Below are 18,278 nucleotides of genomic sequence, written 5' to 3' on the forward strand. Positions count from 1 at the left end.
GATAGGTTGTCTCAATATTCGTTCGACCAGTGTACGCATTCAAGCGCGACGTATACACGCAGCAATATTTTGCCTGCATATTGCTTATCATAAGTGACCGGACGTATAACGGCTGTTAACTTGGCACATCATCGTCAGTAGGGACATACCAGGGAACGTCTTTGGCTTTAAACATCCCGGGATAGCGCGAAATCAGATGTGAGAGAACAATTCGCCCAATTCTCACGCTATGATTGACCTCCCTATCCCATTCAACAGTCGAGACAGCATCGCTGGCCGTCGCATCCCACCGCGCAGTCCGAATAGCAAGGATAAGGCTGGATGCGATGAGCAGCGCGGGACCAAGCTTTTGTTGGTCAACATCTCTCCGATGACCTCCAATTGTCTTATCTCTGTTAGTGGAAGTCATGTGAGCGGACCTCCAATCCTTGATCGTCCAGTGCCTGGAGACGCTTCGCTTTGATGTGGATCTGGCCATCTTGATTCTGCACTGGCCCTTCGGCAAGAATGAACTTGCTCCGCACGACAACTGTGCGACACCGCTCATACAGGTCGGGAGTTACGATCACATTCGACATTCCTGTCTCATCTGTCATCGACAAGAAGATGAAACCCTTGGCAGTACCGGGCCTCTGTCTTCGAATCACCAGTCCAGCGACCCTGACAAAGTCTCCGTCCCGTCGATTCTCCAATTCCGCAGCCGTGAGAACTCGCTGCTTCCGCAGAGCATCTCTTCGATGAGCCATGATGTGCTTACCAATGTTTATGCCCGTGCCGGCATAGTCCGTAACGAGCCGCTCGTGTGTGCTCATCAGCTGAAGCGGGGTCTCTGCGAACTCCTCCTGCAATGTTTCGGTTTTTTCGCGCAGTAATGGACCTTCGAGTTTGCCAGCCCGTTCGACCTGCCAGAGCGCATCGCGGCGATGCTCGACTCCACCGAGATTATTCAATGCACCAATACCAGCCAGTAAGGTCAGCTCCTTCTTGTTGAGCGAAGGAATCCGCAGTACCAGATCTTCGATCGATCGGAATGGGCCTGAGATCCGAACACTCTCGGCGATCGCCTCCGAGGATTGATTTCGAATACCCTTCACATATCCGAGGCCGATTCTGAGAGACAGGCTGCCGTCATGTTCATGCTCGATGGTGCAAGGCCACTGGGAAATCTGAACGTCGATTGGTTTTACGTGCAGGCCATGACTCTGTGCATCTTTGACCAGAACATCTGGCATATAAAAACCCATTGGCTGGTTGTTAAGGATGGCGCAGGTAAAGGCGGCCAGATATTTCACCTTGAAATAGGCAGAGGCATAAGCAATCAGCGCGAAGCTCGCAGCATGGGACTCAGGAAATCCATAAAGGGCGAAAGAACTGATGTTCTGGACGATCGTGTCCTGGGTCGATTCGTCGATGCCGTTCTCAGTCATGCCTGCGCGGAGCTTGATCTCCAGATTTCTCATGCGCTCCCAGGAGCGTCGCATGCCCACAGCACGGCGAAGTTCCTCAGCCTCGGCCCCGGTAAAATTCGCGACTACCATCGCCATGCGGAGCAGTTGTTCCTGAAAGAGAGGCACTCCGAGAGTCCGTTGCAACACCGGTACCAACGATGGATGCGGATATGTCACTTCTTCCTTCTTCTGTCGCCGCCGCATATATGGGTGCATCATCTTGCCGACGATGGGGCCAGGGCGAATAATCGCGACCTGAACAACCAGGTCATAAAACTTCTCTGGGTGGTTCCGTGGCAGTGAGGACATCTGTGCGCCGCTTTCGACTTGAAACATGCCGATAGTATCGGCGCGCTGAAGAGTGCGATACACCTCACCATCTTCCGGTAGATGCGCGAGATCAATTTCCTCTCCATAATGCGTAGGGATCAGTTCAATGCAATCCTTGAGAACAGCCATCATGCCAAGGCCGAGAAGATCGACCTTGATGATGCCGAGATCAGCACAATCTTCCTTGTCCCATTGCACGACAGTCCGTCCAGGCATCGAGGCCCGCTCTAACGGCACAACCTTATTTAGTTGCCCTTGGCAGATCACTATACCGCCCGAGTGTTGCCCCAGATGGCGCGGGTAGTCCTGAATCCGCATACAGAGCTCAAGCCATTTTGCGATGCGCGGATGCTTGATGTCGTACCCAGCGTTATTGAAGGAGTGAGCCATCGTATCGGTTGGCCCTTTCCACTCGAAGTGTCCGACCAGTCCTGAAATCGCATTGAGGGAATGAGGCGGAAAGCCCATCGCCTTTCCTACCTCCCGCGCCGCCGACTTTCCGCGGTAAGTGATGACGTTGGCAGTCATTGCCGCACCCAACTCTCCGTACCGCCGATAGACGTACTGGATCGCCTGTTCTCGTTTGTCTTCCGAGGGCAGGTCGAGGTCAATATCCGGCCACTCGCCTCGGCTCTCACTCAGGAAGCGCTCAAATAAGAGTTCCATTCCCACCGGATCGATAGCTGTAATCTCTAACGCATAACAGACAGCGGAGTTTGCAGCGCTGCCGCGTCCCTGGATCAGGATGTCATTGCGCTTGCAAAACTGAACGATGTCCCACACGATGAGGAAATAGCCTGCGAATCCCAGCCGTGCAATCAGAGCTAATTCGTGCTCTACTTGTTTTTTTGCGCGTGCAAGCAGACCTACATCGCGTTTATGCCCATACCGCGTCGCTACTCCCTCCTCCACTCGTTTGCGTAGAAAGCTGTCCATTGTTTCGCCATCCGGCACCGGATAGTGCGGAAACTCGTACCCGAGATTTCCCAATTCAAACCCAAGTCTGGAGGACAGTTCTACCGTGTTCTCTACTGCACCGCGCACGTCACGGAACAATGCGACCATCTCACGTGCTAGACGCAGATGACGTTGGTTATTCATTGAGAGAAGACGACCGGCACGATTGAGTTCGACGTGATGACGAATCGCCGTGAAGAGGTCGAGAATTTCTCGGTCGCAGGTCGTGGCATAACGAACACCATTCGTTGCGACGATGGGCAGTTTGAGCGATCTTGCGATGCGAATAGCCGCCTGATTACGCCACTCCTGTTCGCGCTCCTGATGGCGTTGCAACTCCACATACACGTTCTTCGCACCGAAGACGCGGACAAGCTTCTCGACGACCTCTCTGCCTGCATCTTCACCGCCATGCATCAAAGCAGCAGCCAGCGGCCCTTCGTCCCCTCCAGTGAGACACACCAGGCCTGGGGCAAATTGTTGGATATCTGCCCAATTTGCGGAACCTTCTCTCTTCGTTATTTCTCGCATTTTGAATTGCGTGATGAGCTGGCAAAGATTCTGATAGCCTTCGCGGGATTCGCAAAGTAGCGGCAACCTAGCCGGTTCTGGGGCGTGCTGGTGCGGGAGCCAATCGGGAGGTGTCAGCCTTGATCCAAGGCTCGAGACTGAAACCTCCGCCCCAACATGAGCACGGACGCCCTTCCGCTCTGCACTTGTATGAAAGCGAGCAGAGCCATAGACGCCGTTGCGATCAAGCAGTGCCATTGAGGGCATCTCTAGTTCGTGAGCACGCTCTACCAGCTTTTCTGGCAGCGATCCGCCTTCAAGAAAACTGAAGGCGCTTGCGGCATGCAGCTCGATGTAGGAGTCAGTCATAGAGCCCTGCCATCTGCCATTGATTTTGCATGACATCGCGCACCATGCAACAGCAGAGAAGCGATCCATCCTGAGCACGTGCGACAAGATCCCATTGCTCCATACCCCACAGTGTTCGGTTCCACCAATCCCCGCTTAATTGCCAGGGACCATAGGCACGCTCGACGGCGTATCGGCGCTCTCGGAAATAGAAGAGCGTCGGTCGCAAGTTTTGGAGGGTAACGGAAGCACGTTCCGGTGGACGCAACTGTCGCATGACCACTCGGGTTTCCGTCGACGTCCTCATCGTTGAATCCTTGGTTGGGACAATGAATGGTTCCATCCGGAAGTTTTCGGGGGCGTGGGTGTCCTGAAGTACGGCGTGGCCAACACATCCCTCTCCCACGACGGCGCGAATGCGCGCGAGAGTCACATCGAGCCGCGTAGCCTCGGGGAGTTGAGGGGAGAAGAGTCCAAGCTGCACCTTGCTCGTGTTGCCTGGCTCGGCATACAGTTCGACGGCAAGAATAGCTGCCTGTGGTGGATGAGCTTCAAGATCGAGATGGAGCAGCTTAAGCCACAGTTGTTTCTCATTGCTTGGCAGCGCTGGCCGAACAGTGCGCGTGTGTGTTCCGCCCCCATCAAGCGAAAGTGTGATGGTCACCGTAGCCAGGGCGACGATTCGGGCCCTCGCACGCAGGATCAACTGATCGAGCATGACGGCAACACCGAATAGCAGCGACTCCAGCAGTTCGACCGGATGGTCCAGTTCGATCCTTTCCTCTAAAGTGAACGGAGGCTCGACGGGTTGAAATAAGTGTGGATGCTCTCCACGCGCCAGTTGCAGGAGCTGTTTGCTTGTTTGCCCCATGCGGGAGACGAGCTGCTTTTCTGGTAATGCAGAGAGCTTTCCCAGCGTATGAATGCCCCAAAGAGTAAAGGTCTGCGCCTGCTCATCCGTAAGATCGAGAACGGTCAACGGAAGGGGGGATAGTACAGCCGCCTCGTGTCCGGGCGCAATCACACGTATAGGCGTTCCCCGCGACATTCCTTTCGCAAGACAAACAGCGACATAAAAATTAGTGCTGACTGTAATGCGAGCAGAGATGCCTAATGCTCTTACACGTTGAAGCAGGCTTCGTGCCAATAACTCAGGAGGACCGAAAAGTCCTGTGGTTCCCGCAATGTCGATACAACAAAGAAAAGCTGTGTCTTCACTACGATCCTCGATGCGTGGCGAAAAGGCTCCGGCGCATTCGAACAGTATGCTCTTCGCGATCCTTTCCGTCTGAACGGAACGGGACAGGATGACTGATTCGGAAAACGTCTCTATTTCAACGCGACTCATTCCGTAGTTCAGGCCGAGCAGGCGCGCCTTCGTGTTGAGAGAACAGACTCGCTCCAGCGGAGCATCACCCTCCATCACAACACAGGGCTTCTCATGCAGGTCCGAACGCAGACGCAGAAGGGATTGTGCTGGAAACTCTCTGGCATAGAGGCAAGCGTAGAGTTCATCAGCCTTCATCGTCGACCTGCCCATGCGGTATGGCTGAACCATGACGCTGTAGTTGCGTTCTGCACCGGCTTACGAAGCGTGACCACCTTACTTTCAGCTTGTGCGAAGCGATGGCGGTCGACCTCGGCATGTGGCTTGATGCCGGTAAAGACGGTCGCCTCCTCAGAAAGCGCTTCTGCCTGGTGTAGACGGAGCAAGAGTTCTACGCTGCTCTTTGCGGACGGGTATTGCGTAAGCAGGAGGATGCTCGATTGTGAGCGTTCTGCTGAGGCGCGATAGCGAAACCAGTGAGCGGAAGGCACACGCGAAACGAACTCTGGTGCGAGCCCTCCCATATCGAGCACGATGGCACTGAAGCCGCCGCCTTGCAGAAGCAGGTCCGTGCTTTTAAGCGCCTGCTCTATGCGCGACCACGACTTCTTCCGTGTCGTATGAAACGCAGGCTTCGTCGCGGCTTGATAAGCCGGCGTGAGGCTCTCTTTTTGATCTTGCCTGACCCGTCGTTGCGGCTCCGCACATCGGGGAGCGATGATTTCTGACTGCATGAGACCATCGATGGCGTTCGACAATCCTCGAACTTCATTCCTCGGATGTGTACCGAAGCCTCCACCATGCAGTCCTTTCTTTATGGCGGGGGAAACGAGATACTTCTCTGGCAATCGAAAGTTGTGTGTACCGTGATGGTTCTGTTCCGTCACACCGCAACGCACCCAAAGAAGTCTTGCCAGGTCTACTCCACAGGCTGCGGCGGATGCAGGATCGAGGTTGTCGCAGACATCAATCCAGGCACAGACTTTATTCGCTTGTGTGAGGCGAGCAACAAAAGAGAGCGCAATCGAGGTTCGACCAGAAGACTCCGGCCCCACCAACTCGCTGAGAGCTCCGATAGGAAGGCCGCCACGGACAAGCTCGTCCAGCACTGGAATTCCGGTCGCTTCCACGGGACGGATCATCTTTGCCGGAGGTGTTAGCGCGGATGGGAACTTTCGCGCGAGTGTCGATTCAACTTGAAGACGGATTGTGGCTGCGGTAGACATAAGAACTATATTCGCCTTATGTTCGCCTTACCCATTCAACCTGTCAACGGCTGCTGCTGCAGATTTGGTGCAGCAAGATGGCGTTCTGATTGAAAATAAAAGGATTATTTTGGGGATCTACATGGCAGATGGCGGACTTGAACTTACTCTGAAGTTGCTAGAACTTACGAAGCTGGCGGTTTGAAGCCAATACAACCAAGATTCTTCTGCTTTTGCGACAGGTAGACCTTCTGCCTGGGAGTGAAAACAACCGATGATTCGACTCGAAGAGACCACAATCATTGAAGCTCCAATCGAACGTTGCTTCGACCTATCCCGTAGTGTCGAAGTGCATCTGCTCGAGAACGTTCATTCTGGAAAACAAGGGCTAGCGGTCGGAGGCGTTACGGCTGGCCTCGTCGGCCTGTCTGAAGAGGTTACCTGGCGTGCCAAACACTTCGGCGTCTGGCAGAACCTGACCAGTGAGATCACCGCGATGGAGCCGCCCTGCTATTTCCAGGTCACGATGGTTCACGGAATTTTCCGTTTTATGCAGGCGGATCACCTGTTTAAGAGTCTGGAATCCGGCGGGACTGAGATGAAAGACGTTTTCTCGATTGCCGCTCCTCTTCCGCTGCTCGGTCCGATTGCCGAGGCTCTTTTCCTGCGACGCTATATGCTGGCTTTGCTGCGTGAACGCAATGTTGTGATCAAGCGCGTCGCGGAGTCTTCAGAGTGGGAGCAATACCTACCCGACACTTCACAGCGGAGCGAGGACACTGCGCTATGAAGGTCATCCTTGCTGGAGGAACCGGGCAGGTTGGAACCATCCTCGCTCGGCACTTTCACCGGAACGGGCACGGTGTGGTTGTTCTCAGCCGTAGCTTGCAAAAGGCACCCTGGCGTGTGGTTCATTGGGATGGCTCCACATTGGGTCCGTGGCTCGACGAACTCGATTGCAGCGACGTTTTGATCAATCTTGCAGGTAGAAGCGTAAATTGCCGCTACACCCAAAAGAATCGCCGGGAAATTCTTGACTCACGTGTGCTGTCTACGCAGGTCCTCCATCAAGGGATTGCCGAGATCGAACACCCACCTCCAGTTTGGCTCAATGCTAGTACAGCAACCATCTACCGCCACGCTCTTGACCGGCCAATGGATGAAGAGACCGGGGAGTTTGGCGGTGACGAGGCAGGAGCCCCCGACACCTGGAACTTTTCGATTCAGGTTGCGAAGGCCTGGGAAGAGGCTTTCTTCTCCACTCCGACCCCTGGAATTAGAAAGGTTGCCCTCCGGAGCGCCATGACCTTCAGCGCTGATCGAGGAGGCGTCTTCGATGTGTTTCTGAATCTTGTTCGCCATGGTCTCGGCGGAACGACACTGCCTGGCACTCAATTTGTCTCGTGGATTCACGAGGTCGACTTTATTCGCTCAGTTGAGTTCATCATCAACAGGGAAGAGATCACTGGTGCCGTAAACCTGGCATCCCCCAACCCTCTGCCGAATCACGAGTTCCTTGGCGTTCTTCGAAAAGCATGGGGTACGCGCTTCGGCCTGCCGACCACAAGATGGATCCTGGAGCTTGGTACTTTCCTGCTGCGTACCGAATCGGAGCTCGTACTCAAGAGCCGCCGGGTCGTTCCCGGCCGCCTGCTCGGTGCCGGCTTTCAATTCAAGTATCCAACATGGCCTCAGGCCGCACAGGATTTGGTCGGCCAATGGCGGAGCGCCAACCTGTGAGGACTTCTTCGGGAATATATGTAGAGATTGAGATCCAGGTTTCAAGAGTACTTCGAGCGGGGGTTTACTTCGACGGAAGCCGACGTAAACCGCGTCTCAAAGTTTTCGCGCCGAGGTAAAGTCGGGGACACATGGCTCTATTTGAAGGGGAGATCGCTGACTAGTGAGGGAACATCGTTGATAGACTCCTTTCAGCAAGTCTTCCGAGAGAATCTCCATGCTCCTCCGCCATAGCATCGATGGTGTCACCTATAACTTCGACAATCTTAAAGACTTGCTCGCGAAGGCCACCGCTCCTCGTTCAGGAGACGAGCTCGCCGGCATTGCTGCACGCACGTCCGTAGAACGCATTGCTGCTCGGATGACGCTTGCGAATTTGCCGTTAGCGACTTTTTTGAAAGACCCTGTCATTCCCTATGAGATCGACGAGGTAACTCGTCTTATCTTCGACACGCATGATGCATCCGCCCTGGCGCCCGTGGCGAGTCTGACCGTAGGTGAATTCCGCAACTTGTTACTCTCCAACGAGGTCACCCCGGAATTCCTGAGATCTCTCTCTGCGGGGCTGATACCCGAGATGGCAGCAGCCGTCTGTAAGCTCATGCGTGTGCAGGATCTTATTGCCGTGTCTCGCAAGATTTCTGTCGTCACACGCTTTCGTACAACGGTAGGCATGCCAGGTCGCCTTTCAACACGACTGCAGCCTAATCACCCGACTGACGATCTTGTTGGTATCGCTGCCGCGATCGTGGATGGTGTACTTCTGGGGTCGGGCGACGCCGTGATAGGAGTCAATCCTGCCGCCGATAATGTCGTCAGCACAGTGAAGCTCCTTCGACTGATCGACTCCATTCGACAACGCTATCTTATTCCGACTCAAAGTTGTGTGCTTGCTCACCTCACCACTCAGCTTGCGGCACTTGAACAAGGTGCGCCAGTAGATCTTGTGTTTCAGTCCATCGCCGGAACGGAGCGAGCCAACACCTCATTTGGCATTAACCTGGCTCTCCTTACTGAGGCGAACCAAGCTGCGTCCGAACTTCGTCGCGGTGAAGTTGGTCAAAATGTCATGTACTTCGAAACCGGTCAGGGCAGCGCGCTTTCCGCGAATGCTCATCACGGAGTCGATCAGCAGACCTGCGAGGCTCGCGCCTATGCCGTTGCACGTCACTTCGCCCCGATGCTCGTCAACACGGTCGTCGGCTTTATCGGTCCGGAGTATCTTTACGACGGCAAGCAGATCCTTCGAGCGGGGCTCGAGGACCATTTCTGTGGCAAGCTCCTTGGCCTGCCGATGGGCTGCGATGTCTGTTACACCAACCATGCAGAAGCCGACCAGGACGATATGGATTCCCTGTTGACCCTTCTTGGGGCGGCTGGCGTCAACTACATCATGGGCGTTCCCGGTTCTGACGACATCATGCTTCAATATCAAAGCACCTCCTTCCACGATGCGCTTTACCTTCGCGCAACGCTCGGTCTTCGCCCATCGCCCGAGTTTGAAGAGTGGCTTGCCGGCGATATGCCCCACAAACTCTCCCAGCCACTTCAACCGCACCTACTCGTCGGACAATGACGAACGCAATGTCTCACCTCATCAAAACCTCATGCCTGGGTTTGCGCGACCTGACTCCCGCCCGCGTCTCACTGCCCACGACAGGCAACAGTATTGCCACGGAGGAGGTGCTCAACTTCGAGCTTGCCCATGCGCAGGCACGGGACGCTGTCCATGCCTTGCTTCATCTGCCGTCGTTTACACAGCGTCTTGTCACCGAGCTACCCATTCTTGGTCAAGCCTCAACTGCAGTTCTCCAGCTGCAAAGTAACGCATCCGATCGCACCACGTATCTTCGTCACCCCAATCTTGGCCGTACGCTCCACCCTGAATCCGTCGCGCTTCTTCACCCAGCCTCCTGCGATCTGGCCATTGTCATCGCCGACGGGCTCTCTGCTTTGGCCATTGAGCGCAATGCCATTCCGGTGCTCGCCCATCTGCTCCCGAAACTGCTCGAGGATGCCTGGACCATCGCTCCCGTCACGCTTGTTCAACAGGGAAGAGTCGGCATCGCCGATTCGATCGGTTCTCGTCTCGCAGCAAGTTGTAGCCTGATCCTGATCGGCGAGCGGCCGGGACTGTCTTCTCCCGACAGCATGGGCGCATATCTGACATGGTCTCCGCACCCGGACCGTACAGATGCGGATCGCAATTGCCTTTCCAATATCCGGAGCGGTGGTCTCTCACAGGAGGCTGCTGCGGATCGCCTCTTTTGGTATCTCCAGGTTGCGCGTCGAATGCGGCAAACCGGTACTTCGCTGAAAGAAGGTTCTTCCGAACTGAACCTCCAGACAGGAATCCTCTAGCGCCAAAATAGTCACGAATGCTCTGTCGGGTAGAGTTCTCAATTGACTCAATAGTCGGATACCGATATAGTCGGTTTCCGACGATAAAGCTGACTGTGTACCCCCTGGAATGAGGAAGGTATGAGATTCGTCGGGCGATGAGCCGGCCAAATTACCAGGTGCTGTAAATTTTTTCTTGCCTAAAAAACTACGTTTGTAGTAGATAAAGAGCAGAATATGCCTCCAGCGAAACTATCAAAACTCGAATTCCAGGTAATGGAAATGTTATGGGCCAGCAAAGAAGCTTCGATTCGGCAGATTCAGGAAGCTCTTGCGAAGAAGGATTCTACAAAGCGTTCTCATGCCTACACGACGATCCAAACAATCGTTTATCGGCTGGAAGAAAAGGGCTTCGTCCGCCGTGTGGGGAAGGTCGAGAACTTTCATGTCTTCGCCGCCGTAATTACACGGGATAAAGCGCAAAAACGTTTGTTAGATGACCTATTAGGATTTTTTGGGGGCAGTGGGAGGTTGGTAGTGTCACATCTCATTGAGAAAGGCGAACTCACTCTTGAAGATGTGCGTGAAGCGGAAGATCTATTGAAGTCGTCCGTTAAGCGGAGGAAGTCTCAATGAACTTTTCACTCGGAAATGCGGTATTAGCAGCGTTGATACCGCATCTTTGGCAATCGACTCTGGTATGTGCCGCCTTATGGATTTTGAGTCTGATGCTACGACGAAATGCGGCGCGGATCCGCTTTCGACTATGGGTTCTTGCATCTGTGAAATTTCTACTCCCGTTCAGTTTGCTTATCGCAGCGGGAGGGGGTTTCTCCAAGAGCATCACCCAAACGCCCAACATAGAACCCCTTCTTTCCTTCGTGATCGAAGGTCCTGCGGAGCAGACGGTTGCGAAGCTACACTCTGAGGCACCGGCGAAAAATACTGCTCACGTGTTGACGGCGACGAGATCGAAAAAAAGTGCTGTGCCATTGGCCTTGGCTCTACTGTGGGGAACGGGCGTAGTGACGATCTCGGGCCTTTGGCTTCGACGCTGGTTACATCTTCGGACGTTGGTGCGGGGAGGCACGTCGATGGGTAGTATGGCGGGCTTACGGGCGGTGATCGTTGCGAGCGACACTGAGCCTGGCGTCTTCGGCATCTTCCGGCCTGTGCTGATGCTCCCTAGCGGAGTGACCTACAAACTAACTTCTATGCAGATGAATGCGATCGTTGCGCATGAGGTTTGCCACGTGCGTCGACAGGACAATCTGACGGCGGCGTTACATATGGCCATCTCGGCGATCTTCTGGTTCCATCCCGCGGTCTGGTGGATCGGTCGACAGTTGATTGTCGAGCGTGAGGCTGCGTGCGACGAGGCAGTTCTAGAGCAATCGCACTCAGCAATGGAGTACGCCGAGGGCATTCTGAATGTCTGCAAATTTTACCTGGAGGTTCCTGTGGCATGTGTCTCTGGTGTTACCGGCGCGGATCTGAAGAATCGGATCACGCATATTCTCTCGGGCAGTACGGCTGAGAGGCTCTCGATAGCGCGCAAGCTGGTGCTGAGCGCGGCCGGTGTTCTTTCGATCGGTATGCCGGTTGCATTCGGCGTGCTGCATGCGTCGCGCAGCTATGCGCAGGCTCCCGCGAAGACGAACGCTGACGATACATGGCAGGGGACGCTGCATGTGCCGCAGAAGGATCTGCGGTTGGTGCTGAAGATCACGAAAGCCCCGGATGGAAAGTTGACTACGAGCTTCTACAGCATCGACCAGGGCGGTCAAACGATGCCGGTGAAGGAGACGACGTTTCAGAACGGCGAGCTGAAGCTGAACGTCGAGGCGATCGACGGCGTGTACACCGGCAAGATGTCCCCGGATGGAACGACGATCACGGGTGAGTGGAAGCAGGGCGACCGGCCCCTTCCGCTGATTCTGGTGAGGGCGACGGCAGATACGGCGTGGGCGATCCCGGAACCGCCTCCGAAGCTTCCTCCGATGGCAGCTGATGCCGATCCGAGCTTCGAGGTGGCGACGATCAAGCCGACGGCTCCGGATTTCAAGGGCAAGGGCTTCGGCGGGCCACCGCGCCGCTTCGGCACGCGGGGCACTACGCTCCTCGACATCATGTCGTTTGTCTATGGAGTGAATCCCAAGCAGGTTGTCGGCGCGCCAGCCTGGGCGGAGACGGACCGCTTCGACATCACGACCGGGCAGCCGGATGTGCCGGGCGCGCCTAGCCAGAAGCAGGATAAGTTGATGATGCGCAAGCTGCTGGAGACGCGCTTCGGTTTGAAGTATCACAAGGACCAGAAGGAGATGGCGGCCTACGTCCTAGGCGTAGCGAAGGACGGCCCCAAAATGACCAAGAGCACAGGGGATCCGCATTCGCCGCCTGCCTTTTTCTTCACCAAATTGGGTCACCTGACGGTACGCAACGGGACGATGGACGACGTGGTGCAGGGCTTCCAGGGCGCGGTCTTCGATCGCCCGGTGGTGAACCGCACAGGCATCGAGGGGCATTGGGATTTTTCGTTGAAGTGGACGCCGGACGAGACGCAGTTCCAAGTCTTCAATATGAAGATCGTCCCGGATGAGTCGCCCGACGCGCCTCCGCCGATCTTTACCGCAATCCAGGAGCAGGTTGGCCTGAAGCTGGATGCGGCGAAGACGATGGTGGACGTGATGGTTCTGGACCACGTGGAAAAGCCAAGCGAGAACTGAGTCGATGCCCGGAAAGCGCGGTGGAGTGAGAGCATGGCTGCGCCCGGCGCTCTTGTTGCTGGCGCTGCATGCGTCTGCGTTCGCGGCGGAGCATCATGGACGGGTCCTCTTCAATGGAGCGCCCGTCCCCGGTGCGGTCGTAACCGCGACGCATGGGACACAGCAGCTGCAGACGGTGACGGATGGGCAGGGGATCTTTCAGTTTCTTAGCCTCGCGGATGGCGAGTGGACAATCCGCATCGCGATGCGGGGCTTTGCGATGCAGGAACAGACCATCAAGCTGGACAAGAGCGCGCCAGCGAGCAGCTTCGAGCTGAAGATGCTTTCGGCGGCCGATGTGTTGGCGTTGGCGACGATGTTGATGCCGCCGCCGATTCCTCCTCCGCTGGTGGCGAGACCAAAGGAGAAGAAGGCGGAGGTGGTCGACGCACCTGCTCCCGCTGCGGCAGGCAGTGATGTGGACAAGAGCGCGGACGGCCTGCTGATCAACGGCAGCGAGAATAATGCGGCGACGTCGAAGTACTCCATTTCGCAGGCATTCGGTTCGCGCAGACCGGGAGCGAAGGGGCTGTATACGGGTAGCATCGGCGCGCAGGTAAGCGCTTCGCCGTTCGATGCGCGGCCTTATTCTGTGACGGGTCTGGAGGTACCGAAGGCGTCGTACAACACGATCAATGGTGTGGTGACGCTGGGTGGACCTCTGAAGATTCCGCATTTGCTGCGCGATGGACCGACGTTCTTTGTGGGTTATCAGTGGATGAGAACCACCACGGCCAGTACGCAATCCGGCCTGGTACCGACCGAGGCGCAGCGGAGCGGTGATCTTTCGAATACGCTGACGGCTCAGGGAACGCCGGTGAGCGTGGTCGATCCAGCGACAGGCTTGCCTATCACCGGACCGGTGCCGCTGAGCGCGCAGGCGCAGGCGCTGCTGGAGTTGTATCCACTGCCGAATCTTGCAGGAAATACACGGTACAACTACCAGACGCAGGTGCTGACGAACATGCATGCCGATGCGCTGCAGTCGCGGATGGATAAGAGCCTTGGCCGTCGCGACCAGGTGTATGGTGGGTTTGCCTTTCGCAGCATGCGCTCGAGCAACGAGAACCTCTTTCACTTTGTCGATGTGACGAACACGCTGGGTATCGACAGCAATGTGCATTGGTCGCATCACTTCCCGCATCAGCTTCTGCTGGATACGGGATATCGCTTTACGCGGCTGCGGACGCAAGTGCGACCGTTCTTTTCCAATCGCGAGAATATCTCAGGCGATGCCGGCATCACGGGCAATGAGCAGAGTCCGGAGAATTGGGGCGCGCCCAATCTCTCATTCTCAAGCGGTATTGCAGGTCTGTCAGAGGCGAAGAGCGCGTTCAATCGCAATCGCACGGATGCGCTCTCAGTGGAGGCGACGTGGGTGCATCGACGGCACACGGTGAGCTTTGGTGGCGATCTGCGCTGGCAGCAGTTCAACCAGTTTGGGCAGCAGAACGCTCGCGGCATCTTTACCTTTACTGGGGCGGCAACACAGGGTAGCGGCAGTACGGGGTCGGACCTCGCGGATTTTCTAATCGGCGTGCCGGATACAAGCCAGATCGCTTACGGCAACGCAGATAAATACTTCCGGCAAAGAGTCTATGACCTGTTCGTCAACGATGACTGGAGGATTAGGCCGGAGCTGACGCTCAGCACTGGACTGCGCTATGACTATGGCTCTCCAATGACGGAGCTGAAGGCCAGGCTGGTGAACCTGGACATCGCGAGCGGCTTTGCGGCGGTGGCACCGGTGCTGGGAAGCGACCCGACGGGATCGCTGACGGGCACGCAGTATCCGTCGTCGCTGGTGCGGCCGGATAGGCGCAACTTCGAGCCGAGGGTGGGGCTGGCGTGGCGACCATTGCCGACGACACCGTTGGTGGTGCGGGCGGGCTATGGTGTCTACGTGGATACGTCGGTCTATCTTTCGAGCGTGCAGACGATGTCACAACAGTCGCCGCTCTCGACGAGTTTGACCGTGTCGAACGGGCCGGGCTGCGCGCTGACGCTAGGCGATGGTTTTCACAACTGCACGGGGACGACCTCAAACACCTTTGCCATGGACCCGAACTTTCGCGTTGGGTATGCGCAGGTGTGGCGACTCTCGGCACAGCGGGACCTACCGGGATCGATTGTGATGACGGCGTCGTATCTGGGCACGAAAGGTACGCGCGGACCGCAGGAGTTTCTGCCGAATACGTATGCTCCGGGCGCGACGACATACTGTGCGACGTGCCCGCGAGGATTTACGTATCGTACGTCGAATGGAAACTCGATTCGCCATGCGTTCGATCTTCAGTTGCGGCGCAGGCTGCGCGGTGGCCTTACGGCGACGCTCAACTACGAGTATGCGAAGTCGATCGATAACGATTCGTCCCTGGGTGGGGCGGGATATACGACGGCGTCCACGTCTTCTTCGGGATCGTCAGGCCCGTCGGGATCGTCAGGCTCTTCAGGGATATTGACTGCCTCGGCGAGTACTCCAGCCGCAGATATGGTTGCGCAGAACTGGCTCGATCTGCGGGCCGAGCGCAGCCGTTCGAGCTTCGATCAGCGGCACCTGGTGAAGTTCACCTTTCAGTACACGACGGGGATGGGGCTGCATGGCGGCAACTTCTTCAACGGCAGGGGCGGTGCCCTGTTGAAGCAGTGGACAGTCTCTTCGGTGCTGACAGCGGGGACGGGATTGCCGCAGACACCGATCTATTTTGCGACGGTGCCGGGAACAGGCGTGACAGGGACGATTCGCCCGAATCTTACAGGGGCCGATATCTATGCGGGAAGCCCGGGCTATCACCTGAACTCAGCCGCGTTTGCTGCATCGACTGCAGGACAGTGGGGCACCGCGGGGCGCTACTCGCTTGACGGACCGGAATTGATCACGCTGGACTCTTCTGTCGCGAGAAACTTCCGGATGCGCGATCCGTTCACGCTCGATGTGCGGGTGGATGCGACGAACGTTCTGAATCATGTGGTGTACACGGGGTGGAACTCCATTACCAATAGCACAACCTTCGGCCTGCCGACCAACACGCAGGGGATGCGCAGCCTGCAGATCAGCGGGAGGCTGCGATTCTGATGACGATGCGGCTTTCAACGACATGTGCGGTTGTGTTGGCTGCGGTGAGTGCGTCGTTTGTTGGCGCGCAGCAGATTGGATCGAACGAGACACAGGGCAAGGACACGACGTATACCCTCAGCGTGAAGTCGCAGCTGGTAACAGAGAGCGTGGTCGTCAAAGATAAGCAGGGGAAGTTTGTCTCGGGTCTGACGGCGAAGGACTTCGCCGTGACGGAGGATGGAACGGCACAGACGATCCGCGTCTTCGAACGCGAATCGTTGCCGGTGGACGCGACGCCACTGCCGGTGACACCAGAGGATGAAGAGAGCATCCACATATACAAAAAGCTGGGCCGCACGACGTATGGTCCGGAGGACAAAGCGAGGAGCTACAGGGACCGCCGGCTGATGGCGTTCTACTTCGACATGACGGCGATGCCTCCGGATGACCAGCTGCATGCGCTGCAGGCGGCAGAGAAGTTTGTGCGCACGCAGATGACCGAGGTGGATCTTGTGTCGGTACTGCGCTACCAGGGCGGGGCGGTGGATGCATTGCTGGACTTTACGCCGGACCGCACCAAGATTCTCAGCATCCTTGAGACGATGGTGGTGGGCGAGGGGCAGGGCTCGGCCGAGGGTGTGGACGATAGCAGCAGCGCGGACGCTGGCGCAGCCTTTGGACAGGACACGAGCGAATTCAACATCTTCAATACCGACCGGCAGCTCTCGGCGTTGCAGACGACAGCGCACATGCTGGACCAGATCAACGAGAAGAAGAGCCTGTTGTATTTCTCGAGCGGGTTGCGGCTGAACGGGAACGACAACCAGGCGCAGCTGCATGCTACTGTGGACGCGGCGGTGAAGGCGGGGCTATCGTTCTGGCCGATCGATGCGCGGGGGCTGGTGGCGCAGGCTCCGCTAGGCGATGCGACGCAGGGATCGTCGGGCAATTCAGGAATGTACAACGGCAACGCGGCGCAGGCGACCAACGATCGCCTGCAGCAGTCGCAGGACACGCTATACTCGCTTGCGGCGGATACGGGCGGCAAGGCGTTCTTCGACAACAACGATCTTGCGGGCGGAATTGTACGGGCCCAGCGTGCTATTTCGGACTACTACCTGATCGGCTACTACACGACGAATACGGCGCAAAACGGGCGTTTCCGGAAGATCAAGATCACGCTCCCGGAAAACCTGAATGCGAGTCTGGACTATCGGCAGGGTTACTACGCGAACAAGCAGTTCGGCAAGTTCAACGGTGCAGAGAAAGAGCGGCAGCTGGAAGACGCGTTGATGTTGGGCGATCCGATCACGGACCTGACGGTAGCAATGGAAGTGAACTACTTCCAGCTGAATCGCGCGGAATATTTTGTGCCGGTGACGGTGAAGATACCGGGACGCGAGCTGGCGCTGGCCAAGAAGTTTGGCAATGAGCATACGGTGATCGACTTTGTGTGCGAGATCAAGGATGAGATGGGGCTGACCGTCTCCAACCTTCGCGACAACGTCGATGTGAAGCTGAGCGATGCCTCGGCGACAGAGCTGGCGAAGCGGCCGATCGAGTACAGCACGGGTTTCACGCTGCTGCCGGGCCACTACACGATCAAGTTCCTGGCACGCGATGACGAGACGGGACGTATGGGGACGTATCAAGGGGTCTTCGTGATTCCCAACCTCAGCAAGGCGACGAAGCAGCTGCCGATCAGCTCGGTGGTGCTGAGCAATCAGCGCGTGGACACGCGACAGGCGCTCTTCAACACGATGAAGGGCAAGGAGCAGGCAAAGAATGATGCTGCAAATCCGTTGGTGAATAGTGATGGGAAGCTGATTCCCAGCGTTACCCGGACATTCCGGATCGATCGCAATATAGAAGTTTTCCTTCAGGCATATTTGGGTAGTGCCCCTGCAAGCGATGGTTCCTCTGCGTCGAAGGCAAAGTTGACAGCTGATCCGCAGGTCATTGCTTTTGCCAGTTTGTATCGCGACGGTATCAAAGTCATGGATAGCGAACCGATCCAGGCATCAGTTTTGACAGAAAGCCGTTTAGGGATGGTGCCGATTGATCTTAAGGTTGGGATCGCAAAACTGAGTCCCGGAGAGTATCAATGCCAAGTGACGGTACTCGACCCGTCCGGGAATCGTGCGGCCTTTTGGCAGGGACCGGTCGCCCTTCGGTAAGCCGACATAGGTTCTCTGGCAAACAGCCACGTGGAGTGGGAGCTCCGGAAGGCAGCCGACGGGGGCGGCTTCA

12 protein-coding genes are annotated in these 18,278 nt (G+C 56.5%); 9 read left to right on the plus strand and 3 right to left on the minus strand.

What is annotated here, in order from left to right:
* Window positions 1-395: 395 nt before the first annotated feature.
* Genes AC5S26_RS00695 through AC5S26_RS00705 form a run of 3 tightly spaced genes read right to left on the minus strand, consistent with a single transcriptional unit; the run spans window position 396 to window position 6,146 of the window.
* A complete protein-coding gene (locus tag AC5S26_RS00695) occupies window positions 396-3,614 on the minus strand; it encodes a DNA polymerase III subunit alpha (protein ID WP_494182923.1) in 3,219 nt (1,072 codons plus the stop codon).
* Window positions 3,607-5,118, minus strand: coding sequence for a DNA polymerase Y family protein (locus AC5S26_RS00700; protein ID WP_494182924.1), 1,512 nt, complete (start codon window positions 5,116-5,118; stop codon window positions 3,607-3,609). Before AC5S26_RS00700 ends, AC5S26_RS00695 begins: the two co-directional genes overlap by 8 nt.
* Complete coding sequence (locus AC5S26_RS00705; RefSeq protein ID WP_494182925.1) at window positions 5,115-6,146, minus strand: recombinase RecA; 1,032 nt, start codon at window positions 6,144-6,146, stop codon at window positions 5,115-5,117. Before AC5S26_RS00705 ends, AC5S26_RS00700 begins: the two co-directional genes overlap by 4 nt.
* On the opposite strand from AC5S26_RS00705, the gene AC5S26_RS00710 reads away from it, so the two are divergent.
* From AC5S26_RS00710 to AC5S26_RS00750, 9 genes are all read left to right on the plus strand, one after another.
* A complete protein-coding gene (locus AC5S26_RS00710; protein ID WP_494182926.1) occupies window positions 6,130-6,330 on the plus strand; it encodes a hypothetical protein in 201 nt (66 codons plus the stop codon). The genes AC5S26_RS00705 and AC5S26_RS00710 overlap by 17 nt on opposite strands.
* A 69-nt stretch (window positions 6,331-6,399) precedes the next feature.
* Window positions 6,400-6,915 carry an SRPBCC family protein gene (locus AC5S26_RS00715; RefSeq protein ID WP_494182927.1) on the plus strand — a complete coding sequence of 172 codons (516 nt, stop codon included), beginning with the start codon at window positions 6,400-6,402 and terminating at the stop codon, window positions 6,913-6,915.
* A complete protein-coding gene (locus AC5S26_RS00720; protein WP_494182928.1) occupies window positions 6,912-7,865 on the plus strand; it encodes a TIGR01777 family oxidoreductase in 954 nt (317 codons plus the stop codon). Before AC5S26_RS00715 ends, AC5S26_RS00720 begins: the two co-directional genes overlap by 4 nt.
* A gap of 217 nt (window positions 7,866-8,082) precedes the next feature.
* Window positions 8,083-9,441 carry an ethanolamine ammonia-lyase subunit EutB gene (locus AC5S26_RS00725; protein WP_494182929.1) on the plus strand — a complete coding sequence of 453 codons (1,359 nt, stop codon included), beginning with the start codon at window positions 8,083-8,085 and terminating at the stop codon, window positions 9,439-9,441.
* Between the two features lie 8 nt (window positions 9,442-9,449).
* A complete protein-coding gene (gene eutC, locus AC5S26_RS00730) occupies window positions 9,450-10,226 on the plus strand; it encodes an ethanolamine ammonia-lyase subunit EutC (protein ID WP_494182930.1) in 777 nt (258 codons plus the stop codon).
* A gap of 216 nt (window positions 10,227-10,442) precedes the next feature.
* Window positions 10,443-10,841: a BlaI/MecI/CopY family transcriptional regulator gene (locus AC5S26_RS00735; RefSeq protein ID WP_494182931.1), complete on the plus strand. Its 399-nt coding sequence runs from the start codon at window positions 10,443-10,445 to the stop codon at window positions 10,839-10,841.
* The gene (locus AC5S26_RS00740) at window positions 10,838-12,931 is read left to right on the plus strand and encodes a TIGR03435 family protein (RefSeq protein ID WP_494182932.1); all 2,094 of its coding nucleotides are present in this window, start codon (window positions 10,838-10,840) and stop codon (window positions 12,929-12,931) included. The genes AC5S26_RS00735 and AC5S26_RS00740 overlap by 4 nt, the downstream gene beginning before the upstream one ends.
* A gap of 4 nt (window positions 12,932-12,935) precedes the next feature.
* A complete protein-coding gene (locus tag AC5S26_RS00745) occupies window positions 12,936-16,046 on the plus strand; it encodes a TonB-dependent receptor (RefSeq protein WP_494182933.1) in 3,111 nt (1,036 codons plus the stop codon).
* Window positions 16,046-18,205 (plus strand): VWA domain-containing protein, encoded by a 2,160-nt coding sequence (locus AC5S26_RS00750; protein ID WP_494182934.1) that lies wholly within the window; start codon window positions 16,046-16,048, stop codon window positions 18,203-18,205. Before AC5S26_RS00745 ends, AC5S26_RS00750 begins: the two co-directional genes overlap by 1 nt.
* Window positions 18,206-18,278: the final 73 nt, after the last annotated feature.

It is taken from the genome of Edaphobacter sp. FHG110511_03 (assembly GCF_059115365.1).

Bases quoted from the DNA above. Each gene is read 5' to 3' on its own strand.
- AC5S26_RS00700 (WP_494182924.1), bottom strand. From the start codon at position 5,118: ATGAAGGCTGATGAACTCTACGCTTGCCTCTATGCCAGAGAGTTTCCA.
- AC5S26_RS00705 (WP_494182925.1), bottom strand. From the start codon at position 6,146: ATGTCTACCGCAGCCACAATCCGTCTTCAAGTTGAATCGACACTCGCG.
- AC5S26_RS00695 (WP_494182923.1), bottom strand. From the start codon at position 3,614: ATGACTGACTCCTACATCGAGCTGCATGCCGCAAGCGCCTTCAGTTTT.
- AC5S26_RS00720 (WP_494182928.1), top strand. From the start codon at position 6,912: ATGAAGGTCATCCTTGCTGGAGGAACCGGGCAGGTTGGAACCATCCTC.
- AC5S26_RS00725 (WP_494182929.1), top strand. From the start codon at position 8,083: ATGCTCCTCCGCCATAGCATCGATGGTGTCACCTATAACTTCGACAAT.
- AC5S26_RS00745 (WP_494182933.1), top strand. From the start codon at position 12,936: ATGCCCGGAAAGCGCGGTGGAGTGAGAGCATGGCTGCGCCCGGCGCTC.
- AC5S26_RS00740 (WP_494182932.1), top strand. From the start codon at position 10,838: ATGAACTTTTCACTCGGAAATGCGGTATTAGCAGCGTTGATACCGCAT.
- AC5S26_RS00750 (WP_494182934.1), top strand. From the start codon at position 16,046: ATGACGATGCGGCTTTCAACGACATGTGCGGTTGTGTTGGCTGCGGTG.
- eutC (WP_494182930.1), top strand. From the start codon at position 9,450: ATGTCTCACCTCATCAAAACCTCATGCCTGGGTTTGCGCGACCTGACT.
- AC5S26_RS00735 (WP_494182931.1), top strand. From the start codon at position 10,443: ATGCCTCCAGCGAAACTATCAAAACTCGAATTCCAGGTAATGGAAATG.
- AC5S26_RS00715 (WP_494182927.1), top strand. From the start codon at position 6,400: ATGATTCGACTCGAAGAGACCACAATCATTGAAGCTCCAATCGAACGT.